Origin of the sequence: Fuscovulum blasticum DSM 2131 (genome assembly GCF_003034965.1) — a bacterium.
GTDB classification, from domain to species: Bacteria; Pseudomonadota; Alphaproteobacteria; order Rhodobacterales; family Rhodobacteraceae; genus Pseudogemmobacter; species Pseudogemmobacter blasticus.
This window is the reverse complement of record NZ_PZKE01000021.1, coordinates 1-26,820: the sequence shown is the minus strand read 5'-3', so window position 1 is coordinate 26,820 and position 26,820 is coordinate 1. Positions and strand designations below refer to the sequence as shown.

The following is a 26,820-nucleotide window of genomic DNA, read 5'->3' as shown; positions in this document are numbered from 1 at the left end:
GGGGAACGCGCCCTCAGGCCATTCCCCCGGCAATCAGCCGATGCGCCAGCCGGGCATAGGCCTCGGCATTCGCCCCTTCGCCCGCCGCAATCGGCCGGCCCGCATCGCCGGCCTCGCGCACCTCCAGCGACAGCGGCAATTCCCCCAGGAACGGCAGGTCCAGCCGCGCCGCCTCGGCCGCCACCCCGCCATGGCCGAAGATATGCGCCTCATGTCCGCAATTGGGGCAGATGTAGGTGGACATGTTCTCGATCAGCCCCAGCACCGGGGTTTTCAGCTTGCTGAACATGTCGATCGCCTTGCGCGCATCCAGCAGGGCCACGTCCTGCGGGGTCGAGACGACCAGCGCCCCGGTCAGTTGCGCCCGCTGGCACAGGGTCAGTTGCACATCCCCGGTGCCCGGCGGCAGATCGACGATCAGCACATCCAGCGTTCCCCAGTTCACCTGACCGATCAACTGCTGCAACGCGCCCATCAGCATGGGGCCGCGCCAGATCACCGCCTCATCCTCTTTCAGCATCAGGCCCAGCGACATCATCTTCACGCCATGTGCGGTGGGCGGCTCGATGGTCTGACCATCGGGGCTTTGCGGCCGGGCGCTGACGCCCATCATCTTGGCCTGGCTTGGCCCCAGGATATCGGCATCCAGAAGGCCCACCTTGCGCCCAGCCCGCGCCAGCGCCACCGCAAGGTTTGACGAGACCGTGGATTTGCCAACCCCGCCCTTGCCGCTGGCCACGGCCAGGATGCGCGCCACGCCGGCCACCTTCTGCGGCCCGCCCTGCTGCGGCGTCGGGTGGCCGCCGATCTTCAGGCTGGGCGGTGGCGCCTTGGCCGCCGGGCCATGCGCCGTCATCACGATCTGCACCGACGTCACCCCCGGCAGCGCCTTCAGCGCCCGCTCCGCCTCGGCCTCGACCGGGGCCAGCGCGCGCGCATCCTCCGGCGTGGCCGCCTCGATCACGAAGCGCACGACGCCCCCGTCGACCGTCAGCGCCCGAATCAGATCGCGCGAAACCAGCGTGCCCCCACCCGGCACAGCGATGCCTGCCAGAACCCCGGTCACCCCGTCGCGCGTCAGCGTCATGCCGTCCTCCGATACCATCTGTCGCAGCAAAGTCTTCATTCCCGCCGGAAAGGGCAAGTAGCTTTCACAGATCGGCCATAAATTCAGCAAACACGCTGAAAAGAATAACGATTTAGCAACAATCAGCCATGCGGTTGCCGCATGGCAGCATTGCAGACCGTAACCATTGTGCAGGTGCAGAAACCGGCCCATGTTAACGGCAACAGCGCAACAGAAGTTGTGCCCCCGTTTCTAGAGGCAAGCAGTCCTATGGCCTATGTCATGCAAACCCGATCGGCAGCCGCGCATCCGGCGCAGCGCGGCGGTGGCCTGTTCTCGGTTCTGGGCGCCGCCCTGGCCCGCCGTCGTGTCTATACCCGCACGCTGGCCGAACTGCGCGAACTGACCGACCGCGAACTTGCCGATCTGGGCATCTCGCGCCTTTCCATTGCCGATGTGGCCCGTGAGGCCGCCTACGGCAGATAATTTCTTGCTCGGACCCCTCTCCTCCTCCCTCGGGGTCCATGGCAAACGCGGCGTCGTCTCTCCTCCTCCCTGACGACGCCGCACTTTCTTCCGGGTCATCTGGCCCGAAACAGTTCGGTGGCCCTCTCCTCCTCCCTCGGGCCCCGGAACCAGCGGCGACGCCTCTCCTCCTCCCTGGCGTCGCCGCACCCCTTTCGGCCCATCGGGCCAGCAGATTCGACGGTTCCCTTCCTCCTCCCTCGGGAACCGCCGGAGCAAGCGGCGGCATCCTCTCCTCCTCCCTCGGATGCCGCCGCGCCCCTTCCTTCCGGGCCCTTGTGCCCGACAGTCTTCGGCGGCCCTCTCCTCCTCCCTCGGGCCCCGGAACCAGCGGCGGTGCCTACTCCTCCTCCCTCGGCACCGCCGCATCTTTCCTCTCCCCTTGCCCTTCAAAGCCCGCCCGCAGATAGTCGCCGCCCGAAAAGGTGGGTGACATGCGGATTTCCCTGATCTCGGCGGCCGTGGTGGCCGCGTTGGTGGGCTATGGCTCGACCATTGCGCTGGTGCTGTCGGCCGCGGCCGCCGTGGGGGCATCGCCCTCGCAAACCGCAAGCTGGGTGCTGGCGATCAGCCTTGCCAAGGCGGCAGGATCGGCCTTCCTGTCGGCCCGCCACCGGGTGCCGGTCGTGCTGGCCTGGTCCACGCCAGGCGCGGCCCTGGTCGCGGCCACGCAGGGAATCGGCATGGCGCAGGCCGTGGGCGCCTTCGTGCTGACGGGGCTGCTGATCGCGCTGACCGGCGCGTTGCGCCCGCTGGGCCGGGCCGTGGCGCTGATCCCCGACGGCATCGCCGGCGGGATGCTGGCCGGTGTGCTGCTGCCGTTCTGCCTGAAGGGCGCCGGCGCAGCCGAAGCATCGCCCGCGCTGGTTCTGCCCATGGTCGCGGTCTTTGTTCTGGTGCGACTGATCAATCCGGCCCTGGCGGTGCTCTCGGCACTCGCGCTCGGGCTGGCCCTGTCCTTCACCATCGGCGGCGCCGTCTGGCCGGCCCTGTCCCTGCCGCTGCCCCGGCTGGAATTCATTGCCCCCGCCTTCGATGCCGGCACGATCATCGGCCTGGCGCTGCCACTGTACCTTGTCACCATGGCCAGCCAGAACCTGCCCGGCTTTGCCACGCTGCGCGCCGCCGGATATGAGCCGCCGGTGCAATCCGCCCTGACTGTCACCGGCGGGCTGTCGGCGCTGTCGGCGCTGTTCGGTGCGCATACCACCAGCATGGCCGCGATCACCGCCGCCATCTGCATGGGCCCCGATGTGCACCCCGACAAGGACCAGCGCTGGAAGGTCGGGCTTGCCTATGCCGGGGCCTGGGTGCTGCTGGGGCTGTTCAGCCCGGCCATCCTGATGCTTCTGGGTGCGCTGCCCGCGCAGGTCATGCTGGCGCTGGTCGCGCTGGCGCTGCTGGGGGCGCTGACCGGGGCGCTGACCACCGGCTACGCCCTGCCCGAACAACGCTTCGCCGCCACGGTGACGCTGGCGGTCACGGCGGCCGGCGTGCCCTTCCTGGGCATCGGCGCGGCGTTCTGGGGGCTGGTCGCCGGTCTTGGCCTTTACGCCACCGAACGGGCCTGGTCCCGCCGCCGCGGCTGAGACCATCCGTCAAGGCAACCTGACCGGACCTTTCACAAGGTCCGGGGCGCGGTTCAGAACGGCACCTCGTCGCCAATGTCGGCCGGCATGACGAAACGCGCGACGATCTTCTTCTCGCCTGCCTTGTCGAAGCGGATGTCCAGCTTGTCGCCCTCGATCCCGATCACGCGGCCGTAGCCGAACTTCACATGGAACACCCGCTCGCCCAGCGCGTAGCCGCTCTCGGCCTGATGGTCGATGGTGACATGCCGCGCCTCGCGCGGCTGGCTGACGGAGCGTTGCCCCTGCCGGTCCTGCAAGCGCCGCCAGCCGGGGCTGTTGTAGACATCGGCCCGCGTCGCGCGTTCCTCGATCGTTGACCCGAACCCACCACCGAACCCCGGCGCCGCCGCGCCATAGCCGCCGCCCATCAGGCCCGGCGGTGTCAGCACCTCGACATGCGCCTGCGGCAGCTCGTCGATGAACCGGCTGGGCAACTGGCTTTGCCATTGCCCATAGACCCGGCGGTTCGACGCAAAGGAAATCGTGCACAGCTCCTCGGCCCGGGTGATGCCGACATAGGCCAGCCGGCGCTCCTCCTCGATTCCCTTCAGCCCGCTTTCGTCCATGCTGCGCTGGCTGGGGAACAGGCCGTCCTCCCAGCCTGGCAGGAAGACCACCGGAAACTCCAGCCCCTTGGCCGCGTGCAGCGTCATGATGCTGACCTTCTCGGTCGCATCCTCGCTGTCATTGTCCATGATCAGCGCGACATGTTCCAGAAAGCCCTGCAGACTGTCGAACTGCTCCAGCGCCTTGACCAGTTCCTTCAGGTTCTCCAGCCGCCCCTCGGCCTCGGGCGTCTTGTCGTTCTGCCACATAGAGACATAGCCGGACTCTTCAAGGATCACCTCGGCCAGCCGCACATGGCCTAGATCGCTGTTCGGGGGCGTGTCGGGCAGCAGCGGTTCGATCACCGCATCGGCAACCACCGGTCGCGCGTCGCGGATCGCCATGTGCCAACGGTCGATCCCGTCACAAAAGGCGCGCAACTGGTTCGCGCCCTTGCCGCCAATGCCGCCGCCCGCCAGCAAGGACCGCGCGCCGTCCACCAGCGTCAGCCCGTTCGCCCGCGCCTCGCGCTGGATCGACTGCACCGCCTTGTCGCCAAGGCCGCGCTTCGGCACGTTCACCACCCGCTCGAAGGCAAGGTCGTCATCGGGGGACACCGCCAGCCGGAAATAGGCCATGGCATCGCGGATTTCCTGCCGCTCATAGAAGCGCGGGCCGCCGATCACCCGGTAGGGCAGCCCGATGGTCAGGAAACGGTCTTCGAAGGCCCGCATCTGGTGGCTGGCCCGCACAAGGATGGCCTGCCCGTTCAGGCTGACCGGCGCCCAGCCCCGTGTGCCGCGCTGGATCGCCTCGATCTCCTCCCCGATCCAGCGCGCCTCTTCCTCGCCGTCCCAATGGCCGATCAGGCGGACCTTCTCGCCTGTTTCGGCCTCGGTCCACAGCGTCTTGCCCAGACGGTTGGCGTTGGCGGCAATCACCCCCGAGGCGGCGGCCAGGATATGCGGGGTCGAGCGATAGTTCTGTTCAAGCCGGATCACCTTGGCGCCGGGAAAGTCCTTCTCGAACCGCAGGATGTTGCCCACCTCGGCCCCGCGCCAGCCATAGATCGACTGGTCGTCATCGCCCACGCAGCAGATGTTGCGATGCGCCTGCGCCAGCAGCCGCAGCCACAGGTATTGGCAGACGTTGGTATCCTGATACTCGTCCACCAGAATGTAGCGGAACCAGCGCTGGTATTGCGCCAGCACATCCGGGTGCGTCTTGAAGATTTCCACGCAATGCAGCAGCAGATCGCCGAAATCGCAGGCGTTCAGCGTGCGCAGCCGGTCCTGATACTCGGCATAGATCTCGGTCCCGACGTTGTTATAGGCCGCCCCGTCTGACGACGGCACCCGCGCCGGTGTCAGCGCGCGGTTCTTCCAGCCGTCAATCAGCCCGGCCAGCATCCGCGGCGGCCAACGCTTGTCGTCAATGTTGCGGGCTTGAATTAACTGTTTCAGCAACCGCAACTGATCATCGGTGTCCAGGATGGTGAAGCTGGGCTTCAGCCCCACCAGTTCGGCATGGCGGCGCAGGATCTTGACCGACAGCGAATGGAAGGTGCCCATCCAGGGCATCCCCTCCCCCGCCGGACCCAGCATCCGCAGCACCCGGTCCTTCATCTCGCGCGCGGCCTTGTTGGTGAAGGTCACCGCCAGAATCTCGTGCGGCCGGGCCTTGCCCAGCGCCAGCAGGTGCACGATCCGCGCCGTCAGCGCCTTGGTCTTGCCGGTTCCCGCGCCGGCCAGCATCAGGACCGGCCCATCCAGCGCCTCGACCGCCTCGCGCTGCGCGGGGTTCAGATCATCCAGATAAGGGGCGGGCCGCTGCGCCAGGGCGCGCTGCGACAGGGGCACGGCGGCGGCCTCGAAGGCCTCATTGTCTTCCCACGGGGTCATGACCGCGACTTTAGCGCCTGACTGTCCAAAGCGGAAGAACTGTTCGGCAAATGTTCCATCACATCGCCACAATGCCGCCGAAGTCGGCGGCAAGAACGGCGCGACACGGGCCGACTCCCCGCCCCCTCCAGACCCAAGCCACCCGACCGGACCAGAATGGACCCCATCACGCTGATCAGTCTCGGGCTTGTCCTTGCGCTCATGGCGGGGCTGACCGTGTGGTTCCGCTGGCGCCACCGCACCGCCCTGCCAGTGATCCTGCCCGATGGGCGCGGGCTGATGCGGTTGCCGCGCGGGCAGTTGCTGTTCTTCGTGCTGGGGTTCCTTGCGCTGGCCGCGGTTCTGGGCAGCCTTGCGGTGCAGGGCGGCGGCACGCCGGTCCGGGCGGCGGCCGGCATCGTGGGGCTGTTCGGCCTGGCCCTGCTGCTGACGCTGACACCGGCCTACAATCTGGAATGGGATGAGGACGGGGTGATCGGCCCCTCGGGCTATGGGTTGCTGCCAGTTGGCGCGCGACCCGTCTTCCTGACCTGGGACGAGATCACCTCGATCCACGTTGACCGCCTGCGCAGCCATGTGCTGACCGGGCGGCGCGGGCGCCGGATCGTCGTTTACAACATCTACGGCGGCAAGCGCATCTTTCTGCAGCTCTTGCTCAGCTTCCGCCCCGATCTGAACGTGACCGCCGGCTGATCCTGCCCGATGACGGCGCGCGCTTCGCAACTGCAAATTCGCCCCTGCATATTTCGCAAACTTTGCAGCCGCACAACCTTCGGCCCTTGCGCCGCACCGCAGCACTCCTAGAGTGACGCTCTCAGCACTGCCATCCGTGGGACCATGCCGATGCCCGACTTCAAGAAGATCTTCGTTGCGAACCGGGGCGAAATCGCGATCCGCGTCATGCGGGCCGCCAATGAAATGGGAAAGAAGACGGTCGCCGTCTACGCCGAGGAAGACAAGCTCTCGCTGCACCGTTTCAAGGCTGACGAGGCCTATCAGATCGGTCAGGGGCTGTCGCCGGTTGGCGCCTATCTTTCCATTGCCGAGGTCATCCGCGTCGCCCGCATGGCCGGGGCTGACGCCATCCATCCCGGCTATGGCCTGCTGTCGGAAAACCCCGATTTCGTCGAAGCCTGCGATCAGGCCGGCATCACCTTCATCGGCCCCCGCGCCGAAACCATGCGCGCCCTTGGCGACAAGGCCAGCGCGCGGCGCGTGGCCATCGAGGCCGGCGTTCCCGTCATTCCCGCGACCGAGGTTCTGGGTGACGACATCGCCCTGATCAAGCGGCAGGCGGCCGAGGTCGGCTATCCGCTGATGCTCAAGGCCAGTTGGGGCGGTGGCGGGCGCGGGATGCGCCCGATCCTGTCGGAGGACGAGCTTGAGGCGAAGGTGCTGGAAGGCCGGCGCGAGGCCGAGGCCGCCTTCGGCAATGGCGAAGGCTATCTGGAAAAGATGATCCAGCGCGCCCGCCACGTTGAGGTGCAGATCCTGGGCGACAAGCAGGGCCATATCTACCATCTGTGGGAACGCGACTGCACCGTGCAGCGCCGCAACCAGAAGGTCGTCGAACGCGCCCCCGCCCCCTATCTGACCCAGGCCCAGCGCGACGAGGTCTGCGAGATGGGCCGCCGCATCTGCGCCCATGTGAACTATGAATGTGCCGGCACCGTCGAATTCCTCATGGATATGGACAGCGGCAAGTTCTACTTCATCGAGGTGAACCCCCGCGTTCAGGTCGAACACACCGTCACCGAAGAGGTGACCGGAATCGACATCGTGCAGGCCCAGATCCTGATTGCCGAAGGCAAGACCCTGACCGAGGCGACCGGCATCGCCAGCCAGGACGAGATCCGGCTGAACGGCCATGCCCTGCAATGCCGCGTCACCACCGAAGACCCGCTCAACAACTTCATTCCCGACTATGGCCGCCTGACCGCCTATCGCAGCGCCACCGGCAACGGCATCCGGCTGGACGGCGGCACCGCCTATGCCGGCGGGGTCATCACCCGGTATTATGATTCGCTGCTGGTCAAGGTCACGGCCCATGCCCAGACACCGGAAAAGGCCATCGCGCGCATGGACCGGGCGCTGCGCGAATTCCGTATCCGGGGGGTGGCGACGAACATCGAATTCGTCATCAACCTGCTGAAACACCCCACCTTTCTGGACTACAGCTATACCACCAAGTTCATCGACACGACGCCCGACCTGTTCCATTTCAAGAAGCGGCGCGACCGGGCGACCAAGATCCTGACCTACATCGCCGACATCACCGTGAACGGCCACCCCGAGACGGTTTCGCGCCCCAAGCCCCCGGCCGAGGCCAAGGCACCGAAGCCCCCCGCGCCCCGCGCCGAACCCGCCATGGGAACCCGCAACCTGCTGGAACAAAAGGGCCCGCAGGCCGTGGCCGACTGGATGAAGGCCCAGACCAAGGTGCTGCTGACCGACACCACCATGCGCGACGGCCACCAGTCGCTGCTGGCCACGCGGATGCGGTCGATCGACATGATCAAGGTCGCGCCCGCCTATGCGGCCAACCTGCCGCAGCTTTTCAGCGTTGAATGCTGGGGCGGGGCAACCTTCGATGTGGCCTACCGCTTCTTGCAGGAATGTCCTTGGCAGCGCCTGCGCGATCTGCGCGCGGCCATGCCCAATGTGATGACGCAAATGCTGCTGCGGGCATCCAATGGCGTGGGCTATACCAACTATCCCGACAATGTGGTGCAGGCCTTCGTCAAGCAGGCCGCGGCGACCGGCGTGGATGTGTTCCGCGTGTTCGATTCCCTGAACTGGGTCGAGAACATGCGCGTTGCCATGGATGCCGTGATCGAGGCGAACAAGGTATGCGAAGGGACCATCTGTTATACAGGTGACATGCTGGATCCTGTACGCGCGAAGTATGACCTTAAGTATTACCTTGATCGTGCGCGCGAGCTGAAATCGGCCGGGGCCCATATCCTTGGGCTGAAGGACATGGCGGGGCTGCTGAAGCCGGCTTCGGCGCGGATTCTGGTCAAGGCGCTGAAACAGGAAATCGGCCTGCCGATCCATTTCCACACCCATGACACCAGCGGCGCGGCGGCGGCCACCGTTCTGGCGGCCTGCGATGCGGGTGTCGATGCCGTCGATGCGGCGATGGATGCCTTTTCGGGCGGCACCTCGCAGCCCTGCCTTGGTTCGATCGTCGAGGCGCTGCGCCATACCGACCGCGACACCGGGCTGGACATCGCGGCGATCCGGCAGTTGTCGGATTACTGGGAAGGCGTCCGCAAGCAATACGCCGCCTTTGAGACCGGCCTGCAGGCCCCCGCGTCCGAGGTTTACCTGCACGAGATGCCCGGCGGCCAGTTCACCAACCTCAAGGCGCAGGCCCGCAGCCTGGGGCTGGAGGACCGCTGGCACGAGGTGGCGCAGGCCTATGCTGATGCCAACCAGATGTTCGGCGACATCGTGAAGGTCACGCCATCGTCAAAGGTGGTGGGCGACATGGCACTGATGATGGTGGCGCAGGGCATGACCCGGGCGCAGGTCGAAGACCCGACGGTTGACGTGGCCTTCCCCGACTCGGTCATCGACATGCTGAAGGGCAATCTTGGCCAACCGCATGGCGGCTGGCCCGAGGGTATTCTGAAGAAGGTGCTCAAGGGCGAAGCGCCACTGACCGACCGGCCCGGCAAATCGCTGCCGCCTGTCGATCTGGAAGCGACGCGCAGCCGGCTTTCGGCCGAGCTGAACGGCTTTACCGTCGATGACGAAGACCTGAACGGCTATCTGATGTATCCCAAGGTCTTTCTCGATTACATGGGCCGCCATCGCCAGTATGGCCCGGTCCGCACCCTGCCGACGCGGACCTTCTTCTACGGGATGCAGCCCGGCGACGAGATCGCGGTCGAGATCGACCCGGGCAAGACGCTGGAAATCCGCCTGCAAGCCGTGGGCGAAACCACCGAAGAGGGCGAGGCCAAGGTCTTTTTCGAACTGAACGGTCAGCCGCGGGTGATCCGGGTGCCGAACCGTGCGGTCAAGGCCAAGACCGCCGCCCGCCCCAAGGCGCAGGAGGGCAACCCGCTGCACATCGGCGCGCCCATGCCGGGCGCGGTGGCGGCCATCGCGGTGAAGGTGGGGCAGAAGCTGCGGGCGGGCGATCTGATGCTGACGATCGAAGCCATGAAGATGGAAACCGGCCTGCACGCCGACCGCGACGCCACGGTCAAGGCGATTCATGTGCAGCCCGGTGCCCAGATCGAGGCCAAGGATCTGCTGATCGAACTGGAGTAACAGCGTCACCGCCCCGATTTCCTGCAGGGAATCGGGGCGCGCCCTTCAAGGGGTTCGGGGCGGAGGTTTTGAAAACTCCGCCGCCCGGCCCGTCAGCGTTTCTTGACGAACTCGGTCAGGATCACGATGCGCTGGCCTTCGACCCGGCCTTCGATCTGCGCCGCATTGTCGGGAACCAGCGAAATGCCCCGCACCGCGGTGCCGCGCTTGGCGGTGAAATTCGCGCCCTTCACCGGCAGATCCTTGATCAGAACCACCGTATCGCCCTGCGCCAGCAAGGCGCCGTTCGAATCACGGTGTTCCAGCGCCGCCGGGGCATCGGCCCAGGCCTGCGCCTCGGGGGAAAGGATCATGCCCTCGCGCGCCTCGGTGGCCCAGGGTTCGGCCAGCGCTGCCAGCTTGCGCCAGACCGCCAGTTGCACCACGGGCACCTCGCTCCAGGCGGCGCCTTCCAGCGCCCGCCAGTGGCCCGCGGGGGCCGGCGCATCGCCCCGGCACAGCGGGCAGAGCAGCACTTCGCCCGCAGGCGGCACATCTTCGGGCTGAAGCCCCTCGCCCGCGCCGCAGAATTCGCACACACCGCCCGACCGGGCCATCAGATCCGCCATTGCCATCCCGGCCTCCTGCATTTTCTGGCGTCCGGCCTAAGCCAGCCGCCCCGGCATGGCCAGCCTGTTCCGCCCCCTTTCGGCGCGCCGATACAAAAACTTCACCCGGACCGCACTTTACCCCTTGAACCCCCCGGCAGGCTTTTATAGATCACCGCCATCCGAAGCGGGCGGGCGTAGCTCAGGGGTAGAGCATAACCTTGCCAAGGTTAGGGTCGTGAGTTCGAATCTCATCGCCCGCTCCAAATCGGATCGCTGACAAGGGCGCCTTCGGGCGCCCTTTCGCATTTCGCCGCCGCCATTCCGCTTGGATCGCCGCAACGCAGCGCCTATAACGCCCGCGTCAGGCGGCGGAGGATGCCATGCGCGAGGCGAAGATCAGCCGGAAAACGGCGGAAACGGCGATCGAGGTTTCGGTCAACCTTGACGGAACCGGGCAATATGACTGCCAGACCGGCGTGGGCTTCTTCGACCACATGCTGGACCAGTTGGCCCGCCACAGCCTGATTGACCTGACCATCCGCGCCAAGGGCGACACCCATATCGACGATCACCACACGGTCGAGGATACCGGCATTGCGCTTGGCCAGGCGCTGACGCGCGCCCTGGGCGACAAGCGCGGCATCCGCCGCTATGGCCATTTCCGGCTGGCGATGGACGACACGCAGGTCGCCTGCGCGCTGGACCTGTCGGCCCGGCCCTATCTGGTGTGCAACCTGCCCTTCCCCACCGGAAAGATCGGCAGTTTCGATACCGAGCTGGTGCGCGAATTCTTCCAGGCGCTCAGCACGCATGGCGGCATCACGCTGCATGTGGACCTGATTCACGGGCTGAACAGCCACCACATTGCCGAAGCCGCGTTCAAGGCCGTGGCGCGCGCCCTGCGCGAAGCGGTGGAACCCGATCCGCGCATGGCCGGCAGCCTGCCCAGCACGAAGGGCGCGCTGTGAGCCTGACCGTTCTGATCGACTACGATTCCGGCAACCTTCACTCGGCCGAAAAGGCGTTTCAGCGCATGGCGCAGGAAACCGGCGCGGGCGAGGTTCTGGTCACCTCGCGCCCCGAAGACGTGGCGCGGGCCGACCGGATTGTCCTGCCGGGCGATGGCGCCTTCCCGGCCTGCCGCCGGGCCCTTGGCGCCTATGGCGGCCTGTTCGAGGCGATTGACGAGGCGGTTACCCGCCGCGCCCGGCCGTTCTTCGGCATCTGCATCGGGATGCAGATGCTGGCCAGCCGCGGGCTGGAATACGAACCGACCCCGGGGTTTGACTGGATTGGCGGCGAAGTGGTGCGCATCGCGCCCGCCGACCCGGCGCTGAAGGTGCCGCATATGGGCTGGAACGATCTGGTGATCGACCACCGCCATCCGGTGCTGGAGGGCGTGACCACCGGCGACCATGCCTATTTCGTACATTCCTACCATTTCCGCGCCGCCGATCCGGCGCATCGTCTGGCGCATGTCGATTATGCGGGCGAGGTGACGGCCATTGTCGGGCGCGACACCATCTTCGGCACCCAGTTCCACCCCGAGAAATCCTCGGCCACGGGGCTGCGCATCATTGCCAATTTCCTGACCTGGCGGCCCTGACGGCGGCCTAATCCTGCCACAGCGCTGGTTCGGCAAATTCCACGGAATTGCCGGCGGGATCGCGCACATACAGCGACCGCGCGCCGTTCGGCCAGTCGAACTCGGCCTCGACGGGGATGCCGACGGCGGCGAATCGGTCGCGCCAGCGGTCAATCTCGGCGCGGGTGGCGGCGAAACACAGATGCCCCAGCCCGCGCGCGCCATGGGTGGGCACCGGGAAGCGGGCCGCCGGGTCGGGCTGTTCGGTCGCGGCGGGGTCAAAGACCAGCAGGATGCCCGCGCCGACGCGGAAGAACACATGCCGCCGCGGCTGGCGCAGCACCACCGGCAGGCCCAAGAGGCCGCCATAGAACGCCTCGGCCGCCGCCAGATCGTCGGTATAGATTGCCGTCTCAAGGATCGCCTGCGGTGTCATGGCCCAACAACCCTGCCCCCGGCGGGTGCCCGCCGTCAAGCACCGCCGCCGCAGCGCTTGCAGGCGCGGAAGCCGGCCGCCTCGGCCATGGCCCGGGTGTCGAAGACCCGCAGGTTCTGCCGCAGGCAGGGCCGCGCCGGGCAGCCGTCGCGGCAATGGATGCCGGTGGTGGCGACGGCCCAGACCCGCCCGGTGGGCTGTCGGCCGACGAAGGCCGCCCAGTCGTCTTCGGTCGGGGCCTGCCCGGCCAGATGCAGTTTCATGCCCGCCTCCGTTGCAGGAACCACAGCCCAGCCGCGATCAGCGCCATGCCGGCCAGATGCCGCGGCAGCAGGGATTCGCCCAGGAAGGCCACGCCCATGGCCACGGCCGAGACCGGGATCAGGAAGGTGACCAGCGAAATCGCCACCGCCCCCGACCCGGCCAGGATGCGGAAGAACAGAAGATAGGCGAAGGCGGTCGAGGCCGCCGCCAGCACGCCGACCGCCGCCAGCGGCCCCCAGCCCGGAAAGGGCAGCGCCCAGGGGTGATCGACCAGCAGCCAGACCGGCAGGATCATCAGGCTGGAGGCGATCAACTGCCCCAGCGCGGTTTGCGCCGGCAGCAGCCCCATCGCCCGGAACCGCCGGCCCCAGACGCTGGCGCAGCCATAGCTCAAGGCCGCGCCCAGGCAGGCGACGATGGCCCAGACCTCGCCGCCGGAACTGCGGCCGGCCATGACCACCACACCGGCGAATCCGGTGGCGACGCCGGCCAGCCGGGCCGGTGTCAGCCGTTCGTCGGTGGTGGCCAGATGGGCAACGATCACGGTCCAGAGCGGCGTGGTTGCGTTCACGATGGCGGCCAGCCCGCCGCCGATCTGGCCCTGCGCCAGCGCAAACAGGGTGAAGGGCACCGCATTGTTGAGAAGGCCCATGACCAGCAGCGCCGGCACGGCCTGGCGCGGCGGCAGCGGCACCCCGCGCAGGGCAAGCGCCAGCGCCAGGATCACGGCCGCCAGCCCGACGCGGCCCATCACCACGCTCAGCGCCGGCAGGCACTGCAGGGCAATCGCCACAAGGATGAACGATCCGCCCCAGAGAAGGGACAGACAGAAAAGGCGGATCAGATCGCTGCGTGGCATCGGCATACTCCCTGCCGGTGCCGATAACGGGCTTCCGGGCCGGTGACGACCCGGAAGCTGCGCTTTGTCACTTCACCCGCTGCCAGGTGCCGCCATCGCGGCAGATGCCCAGCACGCAGCCATAGACCTTCAGGCTGTTGCCCGAGAGTTCCATCTCGGAGTTGTAGGTCTTGTCGCGGTCGGGGGAATAGATCTTGCCGTCGTCATAGCGGCCGTCGCCATAGGGCACCATGTCCCAGACGATCTTGCGGCCGACGTTCGGGCTTTCGATCTGCTTGCCCGTGCCGTCAAACGCCTTGACCAGCGTGCCACAGAAGGCCTGGCCGCAAGGCACGATCTTCACATGACCGTAGTTGCCGTTGTCATCGACCTTGGTCTTCCAGGTGCCTTCCACCGGATCGGCCGCAGCCGCCGTGCCCAGCACTGCCAGAGCCGCCGCAAGCATCCACTTTTTCATAGGGGTTCCTCCTCCCTGAACCATGGGCAAATCCTTGCGGCCACACCCGTCTTCGATCAAGCATGACGTGGGGTCGCGACCGCCCCCTTCCCATCGCCGCCGCCCCGTGCCAAAGGACGCCCGTGCCGCAGACGGAGCCCAAGCGATGATCCTTTATCCCGCCATCGACCTGAAAGACGGCCAATGTGTGCGCCTGTTGCGCGGCGAAATGGCGGCGGCCACCGTGTTCGGCGACGATCCGGCCGCGCAGGCCGCCCGCTTCGTGGACGCCGGCTGCGAATGGCTGCATCTGGTCGATCTGAACGGCGCCTTCGCCGGCCAGCCGGTGAACGCCGCCGCGGTCGAGGCGATTCTGGCCCGTGTCGCCGTGCCCTGCCAGTTGGGCGGCGGCATCCGCGACATGGCCACCATCGAGATGTGGCTGACCAGGGGTCTGGCGCGGGTCATTCTGGGCACCGTGGCGGTGGAAAACCCCGCCCTGGTGCGCGAGGCCGCCCGCGCCTTTCCGGGCAAGGTTGCCGTCGGGATCGACGCCCGCAAGGGCCGCGTCGCGACCAAGGGCTGGGCGACCGAGACCGATGTCATGGCCACCGACCTGGCCCGCAGCTTTCAGGATGCCGGCGTTGCCGCGATCATCTACACCGACATCGACCGCGACGGCGCGATGCAGGGCCCGAACATCGAGGCGACCGAGGCGCTGGCCCGCGCCGTTGCCATTCCGGTCATCGCCAGCGGCGGCGTCAGCCGGATGGACGACCTGATCGCGCTGCGCGACACCGGCGTCATCGCCGGCGCCATCTCGGGCCGCGCGCTTTATGACGGGGCAATTGACCTTGCCACGGCCCTCGGCGCGCTCAAGGCCTGACGCCGCACGGCCTGACCTGCCTCCGGCGGGGGTATTTGGACCAAGAGGAAGACCCTGCCGCTTCCACTTGGCCGGAAAATACCCCGGGGGAGGCGCCGCGCAGGCGGCGACGGGGGCAGCGCCCCCTTTCCCCCGCTGCCGCAAGCGGCTAGACCTCGGACATGCTGAAAACCCGCCTCATCCCCTGTCTTGACGTTGCCAATGGCCGCGTGGTCAAGGGCGTGAACTTCGTCAACCTGATCGACGCCGGCGACCCGGTGGAAGTGGCCCGCGCCTATGACAGGGCGGGGGCGGACGAGATCTGCTTTCTTGACATCCACGCCACCCATGAAAACCGCGGCACCATGTTCGATCTGGTCACCCGCGCGGCGGAACAGATCTATGTGCCGCTGACCGTGGGCGGGGGTGTGCGCAGCCACCATGACGTGCGGGCGCTGCTGCTGGCCGGGGCCGACAAGGTTTCGTTCAACTCGGCCGCCGTGGCCAACCCCGATGTGGTGGCCGAAGCCGCAGACCGTTTCGGCAGCCAGTGCATCGTTGTCGCCATTGACGCCAAGACGGTTGAACCCGGCCGGTGGGAGATCTTCACCCATGGCGGGCGCAAGCCGACCGGCATTGATGCGGTGCAATTCGCCCGCACGGTGGCCGCCAAGGGCGCAGGGGAAATCCTGCTGACCAGCATGGACCGCGACGGCACCAAGGCGGGCTTCAACCTGCCGCTGACCCGCGCCATCGCGGAAGCCGTCTCGATCCCGGTGATCGCGTCGGGCGGTGTCGGCACGCTGGACCATCTGGTCGAGGGCATCACCGAAGGCCATGCCAGCGCCGTGCTGGCGGCCTCGATCTTCCATTTCGGCACCTTCACCATCGGGCAGGCCAAGGCCCATATGGCGGCGGCCGGTATTCCCGTGAGGCTGACATGACCCCCACAGCCGCAGGCGCGCTTGACCGTCTGGCCGCCACCATCGCCGCCCGCAAGGGGGCCGATCCCGAAACAAGCTGGACCGCGAGACTTCTGGCCAAGGGCCCCGAGAAATGCGCCCAGAAATTCGGGGAAGAGGCCGTCGAGGCGATTGTCGAGGCGGTGCGGGGCGACCGCGCGGCGCTGGTCTCGGAAGCGGCCGATGCGCTGTTTCACCTGCTGGTCATGCTGGCCGCGCGCGACGTGACGCTGGCCGATGTCGAGGCGGAACTGGCCCGGCGCGAAGGCACCTCGGGGCTGGCAGAAAAGGCCGCTCGGAAGAAGTAACGCGGCGGGTTACAGCCCCAGCCGCGGAATCTCGATCGCCGGGCAGCGGTTCATCACCACGCGCAGCCCGGCCGCCCGGGCCCGTGCGGCGGCGGCTTCGTCGATGACACCAAGCTGCATCCACACCGTTCCGGCCCCGATGGCGATTGCCTCATCCACCACGGCGCCGGCCTCTTCGCTGCGACGGAAGATGTCCACCATGTCGATGGGGCCGTCCTTTTCGGCCGCCTCGGCCAGCGAGGCGCGCACGGTGGTTCCCAGCGCCGCCTGCCCCGCCTGGCCGGGGTTCACCGGAATCACCCGGTAGCCCTGCCGTGCCAGAAAGGCGGCGACGCCATGGCTGGCCCGGTCGGGCTTGGGCGACCAGCCGACCACGGCGATGGTTTTCACCGAGGTCAGGATTTCGCGGATCAGGGCATCGTCGTCCATGGCATCCTTCGCATCTGCTGCATAAAAAAGCGCCTGTGCCGGAGGACACAGGCGCGAAAGGTGCGGAACGAGGGACAGTGAAGTCAAGGACGGGGGTTCCGGTCCCGTGCCTTCCCCCGATAAGGTAAGGGAATTGCCGTCGCGTTAAAGGCGGTGTCGCGCTATCGTGATCAGCCGTGGGTGGCCGCGTAAAGGGCCACCGCCGCCGCGTTCGACACGTTCAGGCTGCCGAACCGCCCCGCCGCGGGGATGCGGGCCAGCGCGTCACAGGTGGTGCGGGTGCGTTCTCGCAGGCCGGGCCCTTCGGCCCCCAGCACCAGCCCCACCGGGCGGCCCTTTGCCCCGGCAATCGCCTCGGCCAGCGGCAGTTCGGCGGCGCCGTCCAGCCCGATCATCACATAGCCGGCGGCCTTCAGCTCTTCCATCGCCTCGGCCAGATTGGTGACGCGCAGATAGGGCTGGCGTTCCAGCGCGCCGCTGGCGGTCTTGGCCAGCGCGCCGGTTTCCGGGGCGGAATGGTGGCGCGGCGCGATCACGGCGCGGGCGCCGAACACCTCGGCCGACCGCAGCACGGCGCCGGCGTTGTGCGGGTCGGTCACGCGGTCCAGCAGCACGACCAGCGGCGCGCCTTCGCCCGAGATGGCCACGTCGATCAGCTTGCCCCAGTCCAGCGGCCGCGCCTCAAGTGCGGCACCCTGATGCACCGAGCCGGGATCAAGCGGCGCGTCGAAGCGGCGCGGGTCCACCACTTCGGGCACGATGCCGGCTTCGGCGATGGCCTCTTCCAGCTTGTCATGGGCGTTCTTCGTCACGATCAGCCGCAGCTTTTCGCGCCGCGGGTTCACCAGCGCGTCGCGAACCGCGTGCAGACCGAACAGCCAGATCGTTTCCTTTGCCTCGACACGCCGCTGGCGTTCCTTGTCGACCACCCAACTGGGTTTCTTCATCCCGTGTCCGCCTTTGAATTTTCTTCGCCGATCAAGGCGTGAAAACCGCGCGGCGTGCAAGGGTGGAAAGCGCCGCGATCCCCCCTGAAACGCCCTTGACGCCCCGTTCCCCCTTGGCTACATCCCGCCCCCAGTGGGCGACGAGCTGCAAGGTGCGGCAGCGGACTGTAACTCCGCCGGGGCGACCCACGCCTGGTTCGATTCCAGGGTCGCCCACCATTCTTCCTGCAAGGGAAGAGCAAGATCCGGCCGGTCCTTCGGGGCCGGCCGTCTTCATTCCCGACTCTGGACAACGGATTTGGCTTTCCTTTTTGCTGCACCTGCGCCATTCCGGCCCGGACAGCAGATCGGACCCTGCCCATGCGCTCCTACAGCTTCACCCATGCCATTGCCCGCCGTCCGGCCGCCTCGATCATCCGGGGTCTGCGTGCGGTGGATACCGGCGCCCCCGATCTGGCGCTGATGCAGGCCCACCATGACAGCTATGTTGCCGCGCTGCGCGGCACCGGCGCTGAGGTGACGGTGCTGGACGCGCTGGAGGCCTATCCCGACAGCGTGTTCGTGGAAGATACCGCGCTTTGCCTGCCCGAAGGCGCCATCCTCATGCGCCCCGGCGCGCCGTCCCGTCTGGGCGAGGCCGCCGAGATGGAGCCGCATCTTGCCGGGCTTTACAGCCAGATGCGCCGCATTTCGGGCGAGGACAGCTTCATCGAAGGTGGCGACATCCTGACGACCGAGACGGAAATCCTTGTCGGTCGCAGCGCCCGCACCAATGTGGCCGGCATCGCGGAACTGGCGCGTCTGGTGGCCGACTGGGACCATGTCGTGCGCGAGGTGCATACGCCCCCCGGCGTGCTGCATTTCAAGACCGACTGTTCGCTGATGGATGCCGAAACCGTGCTGGCCACCGACCGGCTGGCTGTTTCGGGCTGTTTTGATGGTTACAAGGTGATTCCGGTTGCCCCGGGCGAAGAGGCCGCGGCCAATGCGATCCGCTTCAACGGGATCGTGCTGTTCCCGGCCGGTTTCCCGCGCACCCGTGACCAGCTGGCGGACGCCGGTTACACTGTCCATGAAATCGGCAATTCCGAATGTGCCAAGATTGACGGCGGCATGTCCTGCCTGTCGCTGCGTTTCACTCCGTCCTGACCCGTAACCCGCGAGACGTGTGCCAATGACCTCGCCCTTCAATATCATCGCCGTCGTTCAGGGCGGTCGACTGGCCTATGAGGCGCTGCTGCTGGCCGCGTCTTTGCGCGCCACCAACCCGGGCTTTGCCGGCCGGCTGATCCTGGCGGAACCGCAGCCCGGCCCGCATTGGCCGCAAGACCCGCGCCTGCCCGACGGGCCGCTGCGCGACCGTCTGGCCGAACTGGGCGCCGAATTCCTGCCATTCGAAAGCCGTGTCTTCGGCAACGGCTATCCCTATGGCAACAAGATCGAGGCCGTGAAGGCCGCCCCCGACGCGCCCTTCCTGTTTCTGGATACCGACACGCTGATCACCGGGTCGTTCGACACGGTCGGGTTCGATTTCAACCGCCCCTCGGCGTCAATGCGCCGCGAAGGCACCTGGCCCACGATCGAGCTGTACGGGCCGGGCTATGCCGCAACCTGGAAATCGCTGTATGACAAGTTCGGGCTGGAGTTCGACAGCAGCCTTGACCTGAGCCAGCCCGACGAATTCTGGCAGCGGTACCTGTATTTCAACGCCGGCTGGTTCTTCCATGCCAGCGCCCCCGCCTTCGGGGGCCGCCTTCTGGACTATGCGCGCCAGATCCGCGATGACCGGCCTGAAGAGCTGGTCTGTCAGGAAATCTTCCCATGGCTGGACCAGATTGCCCTGCCGCTGGCGGTTCATTCCTTTGGCGGTGGCCGGCCCGGGCCGGAACTGGACGGGCTGGATGGCGATGTGACCTGCCATTACCGCACGATTCCCCTGCTTTACGCCAAGGAATCCGATCTGGCGGTGCAGGTGCTGGAGGAGGTGGCGCTGGTGAAGGAAAACCGCCGCCTGTTGCGCGACTGGCCGCAGGTCAAACAACTGGTTTACCAGAACGGCGGCCGCCGGGCCCGCGCGATGTTTGACCAGAACGACCTGCCGCCACGCGAACAGATGATCCGCAACGCGCTGAAACGGGCGGGGCTGTGGCTGCGCTGACGCGCCCGGTCACAGCCGCATCGTCACCACCGGGTAAAGCGAGGCGACCAGCAGCAGCGCCATGGTCCAGTTGAACAGCCGCAGCCGGCGCGGATCATCCAGCCAGCGCCGCAGCCCCTGCCCCGCCACCGCCCAGAGCGACACCGAGGGCAGGTTGACCAGGCAGAAGGTGCCCGCCACCGCCAGATAGGCCGCCGTTGACGGCATGGTGACATAGGCCGCCACCGCCCCCAGCGCCATGGCCCAGGCCTTGGGGTTGACCCATTGGAAGGCCGCCGCCTGAAGGAATGTCATCGGTTGCGGCCGTGCCCGCCCCTCGCCCGGAGCGGCGGCATGGGCGATCTTCCAGGCCAGCCACAGCATATAGGCGACCGAGGCCAGTTTCAGCCCGGTCAGCGCCAGCGGCCAGGCCTTGAACAGCCCGGCCAGCCCCATGCCCACCAGGAACACCATCAGCGCATGGCCGGCCGAAATGCCCAGCATATGCGGGACCGTCCTGCGAAAGCCGAAGTTCACCCCGCTGGCCAGCAGCATCATGTTGTTTGGCCCCGGCGTGACCGAGGTGACGAAGGCAAAGCCCAGCAGGGCAAGGAACAGGTCATATGTCATGGGCGCAATCCTGCGGCGCAACAGGCGACATGAGATTGCAATCTGATGCGGGTTTTGACATTCTGCACAACAAATGCCGAAGATTGACGCCATAAACGAACGCATATTGCACGAGCTGGCGCGTGATGGCCGGCTGAGCAACCTGCAACTGGCCGACCGGGTTGGCCTGTCGCCCAGTGCATGCCTGCGCCGCGTGCAGGAGCTGGAGCGGACGGGGGTCATCAAGGGCTATCGCGCGGTGTTGGACCCGGAAAAGACCGGCCGGGGCTTCGTTGCCTATGTGACCGTAGGGCTGAGCGCCCACACCAAGGCCGCGCAAGAGGCGTTTGAACGCGCCGTGTCCCGCGCGCCCGAGGTTCGGGAATGTCACAATATCACGGGCACGGTGGAATATCTGCTGCGGGTGGAGGCCGCCGACCTGGCCGCCTACAAGCATTGGCATACCGAGATTCTGGGGGTTCTGCCGCAGGTGCGGGCGATCACCACCTTCGTCGTCATGGGCAGCCCCAAGGACGACCGCGCCTGACCGCGAAGGCCGGCCATTGCCCAATCCACGCCCCTCGCCTAGCCTGCGCCCGGCACATCACACCCGGAGGACACCATGACCGACAGGCCGCAGGGCTTTGACACGCTTGCCATTCACGCCGGCACGGCGCCGGACCCCGCCACCGGGGCGCGGCAGGTGCCCATCTACCAGACCACCGCCTATGTCTTCAAAGACGCCGACCATGCGGCACGGCTCTTCAATCTGGAAGAGGTGGGCTACATCTATTCGCGCCTGACCAACCCCACCGTGGCCGCGCTGGCCAACCGGGTGGCGGCGCTGGAAGGCGGCGCGGGCGCCATCGCCTGTTCGTCGGGCCATGCCGCGCAGATCATGGCGCTGTTCCCGCTGATGGGGCCGGGCAAGAACATCGTTGCCTCGTCGCGGCTGTACGGCGGCACGATCACCCAGTTTTCCCAGACCATCAAACGCTTTGGCTGGTCGGCCAAGTTCGTGGACACCGACGATCTGAAGGCGGTCGAGGCGGCGATTGACGACAACACCCGCGCGCTGTTCTGCGAGACCATCGCCAACCCCGGCGGTTACATCAGCGACATTCCGGCGCTGGCGCGGATTGCCGATCTGAAGGGGATTCCGCTGATCGTGGACAACACCACCGCGACCCCGTGGCTGGCGCGCCCCATTGAAATGGGCGCGACGTTGGTTGTCCATTCGGCCACCAAATACCTGACCGGCAACGGCACCGTCACGGGCGGCATCGTGGTGGATTCGGGCAAGTTCAACTGGTCGGCCTCCGACAAGTTCCCGTCGCTGTCGCAACCCGAACCCGCCTACCACGGGCTTGTGTTCCACCCCACGTTGGGCAGCATGGCCTATACGTTCCACTCCATCGCCATCGGCCTGCGTGACCTGGGCATGACGATGAACCCGCAGGGCGCGCATTACACGCTGATGGGGATCGAGACGCTGGGCCTGCGGATGGAACGGCACGTCAAGAACGCCCAGATCGTGGCCGAATGGCTGGAGCAAGACCCGCGGGTCGAGGCTGTTACCTATGCCGGGCTGAAATCCTCGCCCTGGCATCGCCGGGCCGAGGCGCTGTTGCCCAAGGGCGCCGGTGCGCTGTTCACCTTCGCGCTGAAGGGCGGCTATGACGCCTGCGTCAAGCTGATCGACAATGTGAAGCTGTTCAGCCATGTCGCCAACCTTGGCGATACGCGCAGCCTGATCATCCATTCGGCCTCGACCACGCACCGGCAGTTGTCGCCGGAACAGCAGGTGGCGGCGGGGGCGCCGCCCAATGTGGTGCGCCTGTCCATCGGGATCGAGGATGTGGCCGACATCATCGCCGATCTGGATCAGGCGATGGCCAAGGCCACCGCGTAAACCGCAGGCTCAGTTCAACGGCGGGGCGGCATAAAGCCCCGCCGGCAGCGGCCCAAGCCAGGCGATATGAAACCGGGCCTTCGTCTGGCCGGCTTCATCGCGCGTCACATCGAAAGACAGGATGCGGCACTGGGGCCGCGTGGCGCTGTCGGGGCGACATTCGTCCATCGCGCCTTGCAGGAAGCCCGCCAGCAAGCGGCTGTCATCCCGCGCCTCGGCCGGGGCGGCGGCGTCCAGCGTCAGACGGTCCTCGCGCAGCACCACGGTGGCCAGATCAGGCATCGTGGCCGGATCAAGCGCCTGCGTATAGGTGAGAACGATCTGGAATTCGGCCGTTTCCCCCGCGGCATCCAGGCTTTCATCGACCACCCCGGCGGAGACCATCTCGCAGCGGGTGGCGAAGGCGGCCATCAGCGCGGCGCAGTCGCGCTCGGCCAGCGCCTGCGCCCGGATGTCGGCAAAGGCCTGCCGGTAGACAGGCGCCGGCAGCTTTTCCCCCGGTTGCAGCAGATCCGCCAGCGGGGCGCGGCGGGTCAGGCGGGCGATGCGGGTCTCGACCAGCCGGTCCTGCCGCAGATAGGCCGCAACCGTAGCACGGTCGACCAGCCCGCCGCCGGGGCTGATCAGCCAGTTCTGTTCGGTCAGGGGCACCGGGGTCGCGGGCGCCCCGGCCTTGCCCGGCACCAGCGCGGGGCCGTCCTCGGCAGGCGGAGACGACGCGACGACGCGGTTCAGCCAGGCGACCGGATCAATCTTGTGGGCGTCCAGCATCTGCAAACCCGCCGCGCCCCCCGCGAACAGCACAAGCGCCAGTCCCAGCAGCAGGATCATCCGCACCAGCATCAGAACTGCACCCCCGCCTTCAGACTTGCCAGATCACCACCGGCAAAGGCCGTGGCTATCGCCCGGACGCGGGCGGCAAAGTCGATGTTTTCGCCGCCAGGCACGGCCAGATCGACATATTGGTCCAGTGTCAGCCGCATCAGGCCGCCGCTGACCGGCTGCCAGACCGCGCGGCCCTGCGCTGTTGCAGGCACCGGACCCACCGCCGACACGCTGCCCCGCAGCCAGCCGCCGGCCAGCGTTTCGGCCGCCCCCACGCCGAACAGGGCACGGAACGCGGCGTCCCAGTTTGCCGCCGCAAGCTGGAATCCGGTCTGTTTCTGCGCCAGCTCCTCGCCCTGGATCACGCCCATTTCGACCGATTGATAGAACAGATGGTTGGGGTTCAGCGGATAGAAGGGCTGCATCCCGCAGGCGGCCAGTTCGGCCTGCCGCATCACCTCGACCGGCACATCGGGGGCCACATTGGCCACGCCGACCTGCTCTCCTCCGATCAGCACCACGCGGTCAAGCCGGGCACCGGGGGCCAGATGGATGTTGAAGATCACCTTGCCAGCGGGGGCCTCAAGCACCAGATAGACCGGCTTTTCCGTTTCGGTGACGGCCACGTCCTGCACCCCGAAGGCCAGACCTTCGGCCCCGATGCGCGGCGGTGCGACCGTCCGCCGATAGGCGCGGGCAAAGGCCTGCACGCCGCGCGCAAGATCGGCATCGCCATAGGTCGAGACGCCCAATGGCACCCGGTCCGAACTGGCCGCCCCGGCGTGCAGCACCGCCACGCCCGCCCCCGGCGGGGTTGGCGCGCAGCCCTGCAAGGGCACCAGCGCAGTAGTCTGGGCGGGCACCTGCCCGCGCACGCGCACCGAATAGCCCGCCAGAACCTGATCAATGAAGACGGCGCCGCCGGGCACCGCCGCAATCGGCCCCTGTGCCGCCCAGCCATCCGAGGTATCGGCCAGCAGATCGCCCGGAGTGTCTGACGCCGTGGCGCCCTGCATCCAGCCGACATCGCCGCCGGTCGCCATGATGCCGCCGGCGCCCGAACGGCCGCCCATGGTTTCAAGCCAGATGATGGCGCTTTCTGGCAGGATGCTTTCGAATGTCCGCGGGCCGCCGATCACCAGCGCGAACATCGCCAGCGTGGCAATGCCGACGATCACCAGACTGACAGGCCCACGGACCATGCGATTTCCCCGTGCAAGGTGGCTTCTGGCCCTGCGCTACGGGGAAATTGGGGCGGAAACGGGCCGGAATGGCGATGCTTTCTGGCAAATCCGGCCCGTCAGCCGATTATTGTGCGACTTCGTAAACAACCGTCACGCTGGCGGTATAGCTGATGGCGCCCTGTTCAACCGGCACCGCCGCAGCCGCAGAATCGGCCTTGAACATCGGCACCGGGGCACCGTAGCCGCCGCCTTCGGTCAGGCTGACGATCGGGCCAAGGCCCAGCCCCGCCGCGCCGGCCAGAAGATCGGCCTTGGCCTTGGCATCGGCCACCGCTTCCTTGCGCGCGGCATCCAGCGCCGGGCGCGGATCGGCCAGGCCGAAGGTCAGCCCGTTCAGGGTGTTGCCGCCATCGCTGACGGCGGCGTCGATCACGGCACCCAGCCCGTCCAGCGCGCGGACCTGCACGGTGACGATGTTCGTCGCGGTATAGCCGGCGATGGTGGGGCCGCCCGAGACGCTGCTGTCATAGCCCGGCCAGTTCGGGTTGATCGACAGGCCGGTGGTCTGGATGTCGCGCGGCTCGATCCCGGCGGCCTTGAGACGGTCAATCACCGCCTGCATCTGGGCGGTGTTGTCGGCCAGCGCCGCCGCCGCGGTTTCCCCGACCTTGGTCACGCCGATGCTGAGCGTTGCCATGTCCGGGGCCGCTGCGGTGCTGGCTTCGCCGGTCACGGTGATGGTGGCCGCTTCGGCCTGCGCGGCTGCGGCGAAAGGCAGCGCCATCGCCAGCGCGACAAGGCCCGGGGCCAGGGTCAGGGGAACGTGACGGAACAGGGTACGCATGAGGTCTCTCCTTCGTTTGCGATAACCAATCAGAACTTGGACGCGCAGCACAACCCATTCCTTGGCGCCTTCACGGGCGTTTTCCTTCCCCTCGGCAGAAACCTGCTGTAGAACGGGAAAAATCCGCCGGGGCGCGTTTTCGCACCCCCGCCTCCTATGCTAGATGCACGGCATGAAACCGACATTCGCCCTGAACTTCACCGAGACCAGCATCGCGCTTCTGCACCGGGCCACGAAGGGCTGGGTTCAGGTCGGTGAAACGCCGTTCGACAGCCCCGATCTGACCGAAGCGCTGGACTACCTGCGCGCCACGGCGCTGGGGCTGGCACCGGGCGGGTTCACCACCAAGCTGGTGATCCCCAATTCGCAGCTTCTGTATGCCGAGATCGAGGCCCCCGGCCCGTCAGAGGCCGAGCGCCGCGCCCAGATCACCGCCGCGCTGGAGGCGCGCACCTCGCTGACCGCCGAGGACATGGTGTTCGACTGGTCGGGCAAGGGCAAGACCGTCAAGGTCGTGGCGGTTGACCGCCAGACGCTGGACGAGGCCGAGGATTTCGCCACGCAGCACCGCTTTGATCCGGTGTCCTTCGTGGCCATTCCCGAACCCGGCACGTTTTCCGGCGAACCATGGTTCGGCCCCGCCGGCGCCGCCGTGGATCTGCCCGCTGACAAGGCGGCGGCCCTGCGCGACCGCACGGCGATCAGCATCATCGACAGCCCGCGCGGCGCGGCAAAACCGGCCAAGGCCGCTGCGCCCGTGGTCAGCCCTGAACCTGCGGCGGAAGTCTGGCCCGATGCCGACAGCGCCCTGGCCTTCCCCGAAGAATTTGCCGATTTCGAAACCGAGGATCTGGTAGAGCCCCCCGCGCCGGACGCCGCGCCTGCGGCTGTTGCGGATGCGGTGGCGGAAACCGCCCCCGATACCGTGCCCGGCCTTGTGACGGAGGATGTTTCCGCGCCGGATCAGGGCAGGCTTGTCGCGCCAGAGGCCGAAGCCGAGACGGACGAGGTGCCTGCAATCGAGGTGCAGGAGACCGATGTCCTGCCGGAGATCGCCGCTGCCCCGGTCAAGGATGAAACGCCCGCCCCGGCAATGGCCGCGCCGGAGGAGGACAGGACGTTCCCGGCGCTGGCCGATGGCGATGTGCTGCCTGTCGAGGACATCCCGCCGCCCGCCGTTGCCGACCCCGCGCCGGTGGCGCCCGCGGCAGAGGACAGCCTGCCCGCAGAGGCCGCCGAAGAGACGCCCGCCGTCGAGCCGGTGTTCCAGGCTGACACGATGGCGCCCGCCCGGGATGAGGCGCCCCGCGCCGCCCCGGACAACGCGGATGAGGCTGCGTTGTCCGAGCCTGCCTTGGTCCGCGCGGTGCCCGATCCGTTGCCCGAGGTCGAGGAAGCGCCGTTTACCCATGTGGCCGACAGCACGGCTTTCCCCGAGGATGAGGCCCCCCGCGCCCCGACCGGCGCGGCCAAGGCCTTGCCGGAGGACGACGATCTGCCGCCGGCCCCCTCGCCCGCGGCGCTGGCGGCGTTTTCAAGCCGCCGGGGCGTTGATGCCGACAGCCGGCCGCGGACGGTGCCGCCGCTGACGGCGCCTGTGCGCCCCGATGCCGCCGCACTGGCGCGCGCCGCCCGCGGCAAGCCGGTGGATGAACTGCCGCCGATGCCGCGCCCG

Annotated in this window: 26 protein-coding genes, 2 tRNA genes and 1 pseudogene; 16 read left to right on the top strand and 13 right to left on the bottom strand. The window is 67.5% G+C overall.

Features of this window, described 5'->3' with window-relative positions; translation table 11 throughout:
- Positions 1 to 13: 13 nt before the first annotated feature.
- Entirely contained in the window at positions 14 to 1,087 is a 1,074-nt protein-coding gene (locus C5F44_RS15705; RefSeq protein ID WP_107674505.1) for an Mrp/NBP35 family ATP-binding protein, read from the bottom strand.
- Positions 1,088 to 1,348: 261 nt separating this feature from the next.
- Here C5F44_RS15705 and C5F44_RS15700 point away from each other — a divergent pair, with 261 nt between their 5' ends.
- Together C5F44_RS15700 and C5F44_RS15695 are read left to right on the top strand one after the other, a co-directional pair.
- A complete protein-coding gene (locus C5F44_RS15700; RefSeq protein WP_328588511.1) occupies positions 1,349 to 1,552 on the top strand; it encodes a DUF1127 domain-containing protein in 204 nt (67 codons plus the stop codon).
- Positions 1,553 to 2,025: 473 nt separating this feature from the next.
- Entirely contained in the window at positions 2,026 to 3,180 is a 1,155-nt protein-coding gene (locus tag C5F44_RS15695; RefSeq protein ID WP_107674490.1) for a benzoate/H(+) symporter BenE family transporter, read from the top strand.
- A gap of 53 nt (positions 3,181 to 3,233) precedes the next feature.
- Here the strand turns inward: C5F44_RS15695 and C5F44_RS15690 are convergent, their stop codons facing one another.
- Positions 3,234 to 5,669, bottom strand: a complete 2,436-nt coding sequence (locus C5F44_RS15690) for an ATP-dependent helicase (RefSeq protein WP_107674489.1) — start codon at positions 5,667 to 5,669, stop codon at positions 3,234 to 3,236.
- Positions 5,670 to 5,825: 156 nt separating this feature from the next.
- Here C5F44_RS15690 and C5F44_RS15685 point away from each other — a divergent pair, with 156 nt between their 5' ends.
- Positions 5,826 to 6,362 (top strand): hypothetical protein, encoded by a 537-nt coding sequence (locus C5F44_RS15685; protein ID WP_107674488.1) that lies wholly within the window; start codon positions 5,826 to 5,828, stop codon positions 6,360 to 6,362.
- 150 nt (positions 6,363 to 6,512) lie between these two features.
- A complete protein-coding gene (locus tag C5F44_RS15680) occupies positions 6,513 to 9,953 on the top strand; it encodes a pyruvate carboxylase (RefSeq protein ID WP_107674504.1) in 3,441 nt (1,146 codons plus the stop codon).
- A 92-nt stretch (positions 9,954 to 10,045) separates the two neighbouring features.
- Here the strand turns inward: C5F44_RS15680 and C5F44_RS15675 are convergent, their stop codons facing one another.
- Positions 10,046 to 10,567, bottom strand: coding sequence for a PhnA domain-containing protein (locus C5F44_RS15675; protein ID WP_107674503.1), 522 nt, complete (start codon positions 10,565 to 10,567; stop codon positions 10,046 to 10,048).
- 164 nt (positions 10,568 to 10,731) lie between these two features.
- On the opposite strand from C5F44_RS15675, the gene C5F44_RS15670 reads away from it, so the two are divergent.
- The 3 genes from C5F44_RS15670 (at position 10,732) to hisH (ending at position 12,149) form a co-directional block, all read left to right on the top strand.
- Positions 10,732 to 10,806 (top strand) — tRNA-Gly (locus C5F44_RS15670).
- Positions 10,807 to 10,923: 117 nt separating this feature from the next.
- Positions 10,924 to 11,511 carry an imidazoleglycerol-phosphate dehydratase HisB gene (hisB, locus tag C5F44_RS15665; RefSeq protein ID WP_107674487.1) on the top strand — a complete coding sequence of 196 codons (588 nt, stop codon included), beginning with the start codon at positions 10,924 to 10,926 and terminating at the stop codon, positions 11,509 to 11,511.
- Positions 11,508 to 12,149: an imidazole glycerol phosphate synthase subunit HisH gene (hisH, locus tag C5F44_RS15660; RefSeq protein ID WP_107674486.1), complete on the top strand. Its 642-nt coding sequence runs from the start codon at positions 11,508 to 11,510 to the stop codon at positions 12,147 to 12,149. Before hisB ends, hisH begins: the two co-directional genes overlap by 4 nt.
- Positions 12,150 to 12,156: 7 nt before the next feature.
- Here hisH and C5F44_RS15655 read toward each other — a convergent pair whose 3' ends face one another.
- From C5F44_RS15655 to C5F44_RS15640, 4 genes are all read right to left on the bottom strand, one after another.
- The gene (locus C5F44_RS15655; RefSeq protein WP_107674485.1) at positions 12,157 to 12,564 is read right to left on the bottom strand and encodes a VOC family protein; all 408 of its coding nucleotides are present in this window, start codon (positions 12,562 to 12,564) and stop codon (positions 12,157 to 12,159) included.
- A gap of 35 nt (positions 12,565 to 12,599) precedes the next feature.
- Entirely contained in the window at positions 12,600 to 12,827 is a 228-nt protein-coding gene (locus C5F44_RS15650) for an Ada metal-binding domain-containing protein (protein ID WP_107674484.1), read from the bottom strand.
- Entirely contained in the window at positions 12,824 to 13,687 is an 864-nt protein-coding gene (locus C5F44_RS15645) for a DMT family transporter (protein WP_219908694.1), read from the bottom strand. Before C5F44_RS15645 ends, C5F44_RS15650 begins: the two co-directional genes overlap by 4 nt.
- A gap of 67 nt (positions 13,688 to 13,754) precedes the next feature.
- Entirely contained in the window at positions 13,755 to 14,144 is a 390-nt protein-coding gene (locus C5F44_RS15640) for a DUF2147 domain-containing protein (RefSeq protein ID WP_107674482.1), read from the bottom strand.
- Between the two features lie 145 nt (positions 14,145 to 14,289).
- On the opposite strand from C5F44_RS15640, the gene hisA reads away from it, so the two are divergent.
- From hisA to C5F44_RS15625, 3 genes are all read left to right on the top strand, one after another.
- Positions 14,290 to 15,009 carry a 1-(5-phosphoribosyl)-5-[(5-phosphoribosylamino)methylideneamino]imidazole-4-carboxamide isomerase gene (hisA, locus tag C5F44_RS15635; RefSeq protein WP_107674481.1) on the top strand — a complete coding sequence of 240 codons (720 nt, stop codon included), beginning with the start codon at positions 14,290 to 14,292 and terminating at the stop codon, positions 15,007 to 15,009.
- A gap of 161 nt (positions 15,010 to 15,170) precedes the next feature.
- Entirely contained in the window at positions 15,171 to 15,932 is a 762-nt protein-coding gene (hisF, locus tag C5F44_RS15630; RefSeq protein WP_107674480.1) for an imidazole glycerol phosphate synthase subunit HisF, read from the top strand.
- Positions 15,929 to 16,258, top strand: coding sequence for a phosphoribosyl-ATP diphosphatase (locus tag C5F44_RS15625; RefSeq protein WP_107674479.1), 330 nt, complete (start codon positions 15,929 to 15,931; stop codon positions 16,256 to 16,258). The genes hisF and C5F44_RS15625 overlap by 4 nt, the downstream gene beginning before the upstream one ends.
- Before the next feature lie 9 nt (positions 16,259 to 16,267).
- Here C5F44_RS15625 and C5F44_RS15620 read toward each other — a convergent pair whose 3' ends face one another.
- Positions 16,268 to 16,687 carry a CoA-binding protein gene (locus C5F44_RS15620; RefSeq protein ID WP_107674478.1) on the bottom strand — a complete coding sequence of 140 codons (420 nt, stop codon included), beginning with the start codon at positions 16,685 to 16,687 and terminating at the stop codon, positions 16,268 to 16,270.
- Between the two features lie 170 nt (positions 16,688 to 16,857).
- On the bottom strand, positions 16,858 to 17,634 hold the full coding sequence (rlmB, locus tag C5F44_RS15615) for a 23S rRNA (guanosine(2251)-2'-O)-methyltransferase RlmB (RefSeq protein WP_107674477.1): 777 nt from the start codon (positions 17,632 to 17,634) through the stop codon (positions 16,858 to 16,860).
- Between the two features lie 135 nt (positions 17,635 to 17,769).
- Here rlmB and C5F44_RS18045 point away from each other — a divergent pair.
- The 3 genes from C5F44_RS18045 to C5F44_RS15605 all read left to right on the top strand — a co-directional run bounded on the left by C5F44_RS18045 (position 17,770) and on the right by C5F44_RS15605 (position 19,792).
- Positions 17,770 to 17,853: transfer RNA gene (locus tag C5F44_RS18045), tRNA-Tyr, on the top strand.
- A gap of 141 nt (positions 17,854 to 17,994) precedes the next feature.
- The gene (locus C5F44_RS15610) at positions 17,995 to 18,783 is read left to right on the top strand and encodes a dimethylarginine dimethylaminohydrolase family protein (RefSeq protein ID WP_107674476.1); all 789 of its coding nucleotides are present in this window, start codon (positions 17,995 to 17,997) and stop codon (positions 18,781 to 18,783) included.
- A gap of 25 nt (positions 18,784 to 18,808) precedes the next feature.
- Positions 18,809 to 19,792, top strand: a complete 984-nt coding sequence (locus C5F44_RS15605) for a hypothetical protein (protein ID WP_107674475.1) — start codon at positions 18,809 to 18,811, stop codon at positions 19,790 to 19,792.
- 9 nt (positions 19,793 to 19,801) lie between these two features.
- On the opposite strand, the gene C5F44_RS15600 is transcribed toward C5F44_RS15605, so the two are convergent.
- Positions 19,802 to 20,401, bottom strand: coding sequence for a LysE family translocator (locus C5F44_RS15600; protein WP_107674474.1), 600 nt, complete (start codon positions 20,399 to 20,401; stop codon positions 19,802 to 19,804).
- A 73-nt stretch (positions 20,402 to 20,474) separates the two neighbouring features.
- On the opposite strand from C5F44_RS15600, the gene C5F44_RS15595 reads away from it, so the two are divergent.
- A complete protein-coding gene (locus C5F44_RS15595; RefSeq protein WP_107674473.1) occupies positions 20,475 to 20,927 on the top strand; it encodes an Lrp/AsnC family transcriptional regulator in 453 nt (150 codons plus the stop codon).
- A 75-nt stretch (positions 20,928 to 21,002) separates the two neighbouring features.
- Positions 21,003 to 22,292, top strand: a complete 1,290-nt coding sequence (locus tag C5F44_RS15590) for an O-acetylhomoserine aminocarboxypropyltransferase/cysteine synthase family protein (RefSeq protein WP_107674472.1) — start codon at positions 21,003 to 21,005, stop codon at positions 22,290 to 22,292.
- 9 nt (positions 22,293 to 22,301) lie between these two features.
- On the opposite strand, the gene C5F44_RS15585 is transcribed toward C5F44_RS15590, so the two are convergent.
- The 3 genes from C5F44_RS15585 to C5F44_RS15575 form a co-directional block, all read right to left on the bottom strand.
- Positions 22,302 to 23,123 (bottom strand): hypothetical protein, encoded by an 822-nt coding sequence (locus C5F44_RS15585; protein ID WP_181318299.1) that lies wholly within the window; start codon positions 23,121 to 23,123, stop codon positions 22,302 to 22,304.
- A gap of 11 nt (positions 23,124 to 23,134) precedes the next feature.
- Positions 23,135 to 24,319 carry a hypothetical protein gene (locus C5F44_RS15580; RefSeq protein WP_107674470.1) on the bottom strand — a complete coding sequence of 395 codons (1,185 nt, stop codon included), beginning with the start codon at positions 24,317 to 24,319 and terminating at the stop codon, positions 23,135 to 23,137.
- A gap of 106 nt (positions 24,320 to 24,425) precedes the next feature.
- Positions 24,426 to 25,145 carry an SIMPL domain-containing protein gene (locus tag C5F44_RS15575; protein WP_235822651.1) on the bottom strand — a complete coding sequence of 240 codons (720 nt, stop codon included), beginning with the start codon at positions 25,143 to 25,145 and terminating at the stop codon, positions 24,426 to 24,428.
- A gap of 172 nt (positions 25,146 to 25,317) precedes the next feature.
- On the opposite strand from C5F44_RS15575, the pseudogene C5F44_RS15570 reads away from it, so the two are divergent.
- Positions 25,318 to 26,820 (top strand): annotated as a pseudogene (locus C5F44_RS15570) (hypothetical protein); the annotation flags it as partial.

Bases quoted from the DNA above. Each gene is read 5' to 3' on its own strand.
- C5F44_RS15705 (WP_107674505.1), bottom strand. From the start codon at position 1,087: ATGACGCTGACGCGCGACGGGGTGACCGGGGTTCTGGCAGGCATCGCT.
- C5F44_RS15700 (WP_328588511.1), top strand. From the start codon at position 1,349: ATGCAAACCCGATCGGCAGCCGCGCATCCGGCGCAGCGCGGCGGTGGC.
- C5F44_RS15695 (WP_107674490.1), top strand. From the start codon at position 2,026: ATGCGGATTTCCCTGATCTCGGCGGCCGTGGTGGCCGCGTTGGTGGGC.
- C5F44_RS15690 (WP_107674489.1), bottom strand. From the start codon at position 5,669: ATGACCCCGTGGGAAGACAATGAGGCCTTCGAGGCCGCCGCCGTGCCC.
- C5F44_RS15685 (WP_107674488.1), top strand. From the start codon at position 5,826: ATGGACCCCATCACGCTGATCAGTCTCGGGCTTGTCCTTGCGCTCATG.
- C5F44_RS15680 (WP_107674504.1), top strand. From the start codon at position 6,513: ATGCCCGACTTCAAGAAGATCTTCGTTGCGAACCGGGGCGAAATCGCG.
- C5F44_RS15675 (WP_107674503.1), bottom strand. From the start codon at position 10,567: ATGGCAATGGCGGATCTGATGGCCCGGTCGGGCGGTGTGTGCGAATTC.
- hisB (WP_107674487.1), top strand. From the start codon at position 10,924: ATGCGCGAGGCGAAGATCAGCCGGAAAACGGCGGAAACGGCGATCGAG.
- C5F44_RS15655 (WP_107674485.1), bottom strand. From the start codon at position 12,564: ATGACACCGCAGGCGATCCTTGAGACGGCAATCTATACCGACGATCTG.
- C5F44_RS15650 (WP_107674484.1), bottom strand. From the start codon at position 12,827: ATGAAACTGCATCTGGCCGGGCAGGCCCCGACCGAAGACGACTGGGCG.
- C5F44_RS15645 (WP_219908694.1), bottom strand. From the start codon at position 13,687: ATGCCACGCAGCGATCTGATCCGCCTTTTCTGTCTGTCCCTTCTCTGG.
- C5F44_RS15640 (WP_107674482.1), bottom strand. From the start codon at position 14,144: ATGAAAAAGTGGATGCTTGCGGCGGCTCTGGCAGTGCTGGGCACGGCG.
- hisA (WP_107674481.1), top strand. From the start codon at position 14,290: ATGATCCTTTATCCCGCCATCGACCTGAAAGACGGCCAATGTGTGCGC.
- hisF (WP_107674480.1), top strand. From the start codon at position 15,171: ATGCTGAAAACCCGCCTCATCCCCTGTCTTGACGTTGCCAATGGCCGC.
- C5F44_RS15625 (WP_107674479.1), top strand. From the start codon at position 15,929: ATGACCCCCACAGCCGCAGGCGCGCTTGACCGTCTGGCCGCCACCATC.
- C5F44_RS15620 (WP_107674478.1), bottom strand. From the start codon at position 16,687: ATGGACGACGATGCCCTGATCCGCGAAATCCTGACCTCGGTGAAAACC.
- rlmB (WP_107674477.1), bottom strand. From the start codon at position 17,634: ATGAAGAAACCCAGTTGGGTGGTCGACAAGGAACGCCAGCGGCGTGTC.
- C5F44_RS15610 (WP_107674476.1), top strand. From the start codon at position 17,995: ATGCGCTCCTACAGCTTCACCCATGCCATTGCCCGCCGTCCGGCCGCC.
- C5F44_RS15605 (WP_107674475.1), top strand. From the start codon at position 18,809: ATGACCTCGCCCTTCAATATCATCGCCGTCGTTCAGGGCGGTCGACTG.
- C5F44_RS15600 (WP_107674474.1), bottom strand. From the start codon at position 20,401: ATGACATATGACCTGTTCCTTGCCCTGCTGGGCTTTGCCTTCGTCACC.
- C5F44_RS15595 (WP_107674473.1), top strand. From the start codon at position 20,475: ATGCCGAAGATTGACGCCATAAACGAACGCATATTGCACGAGCTGGCG.
- C5F44_RS15590 (WP_107674472.1), top strand. From the start codon at position 21,003: ATGACCGACAGGCCGCAGGGCTTTGACACGCTTGCCATTCACGCCGGC.
- C5F44_RS15585 (WP_181318299.1), bottom strand. From the start codon at position 23,123: ATGATCCTGCTGCTGGGACTGGCGCTTGTGCTGTTCGCGGGGGGCGCG.
- C5F44_RS15580 (WP_107674470.1), bottom strand. From the start codon at position 24,319: ATGGTCCGTGGGCCTGTCAGTCTGGTGATCGTCGGCATTGCCACGCTG.
- C5F44_RS15575 (WP_235822651.1), bottom strand. From the start codon at position 25,145: ATGCGTACCCTGTTCCGTCACGTTCCCCTGACCCTGGCCCCGGGCCTT.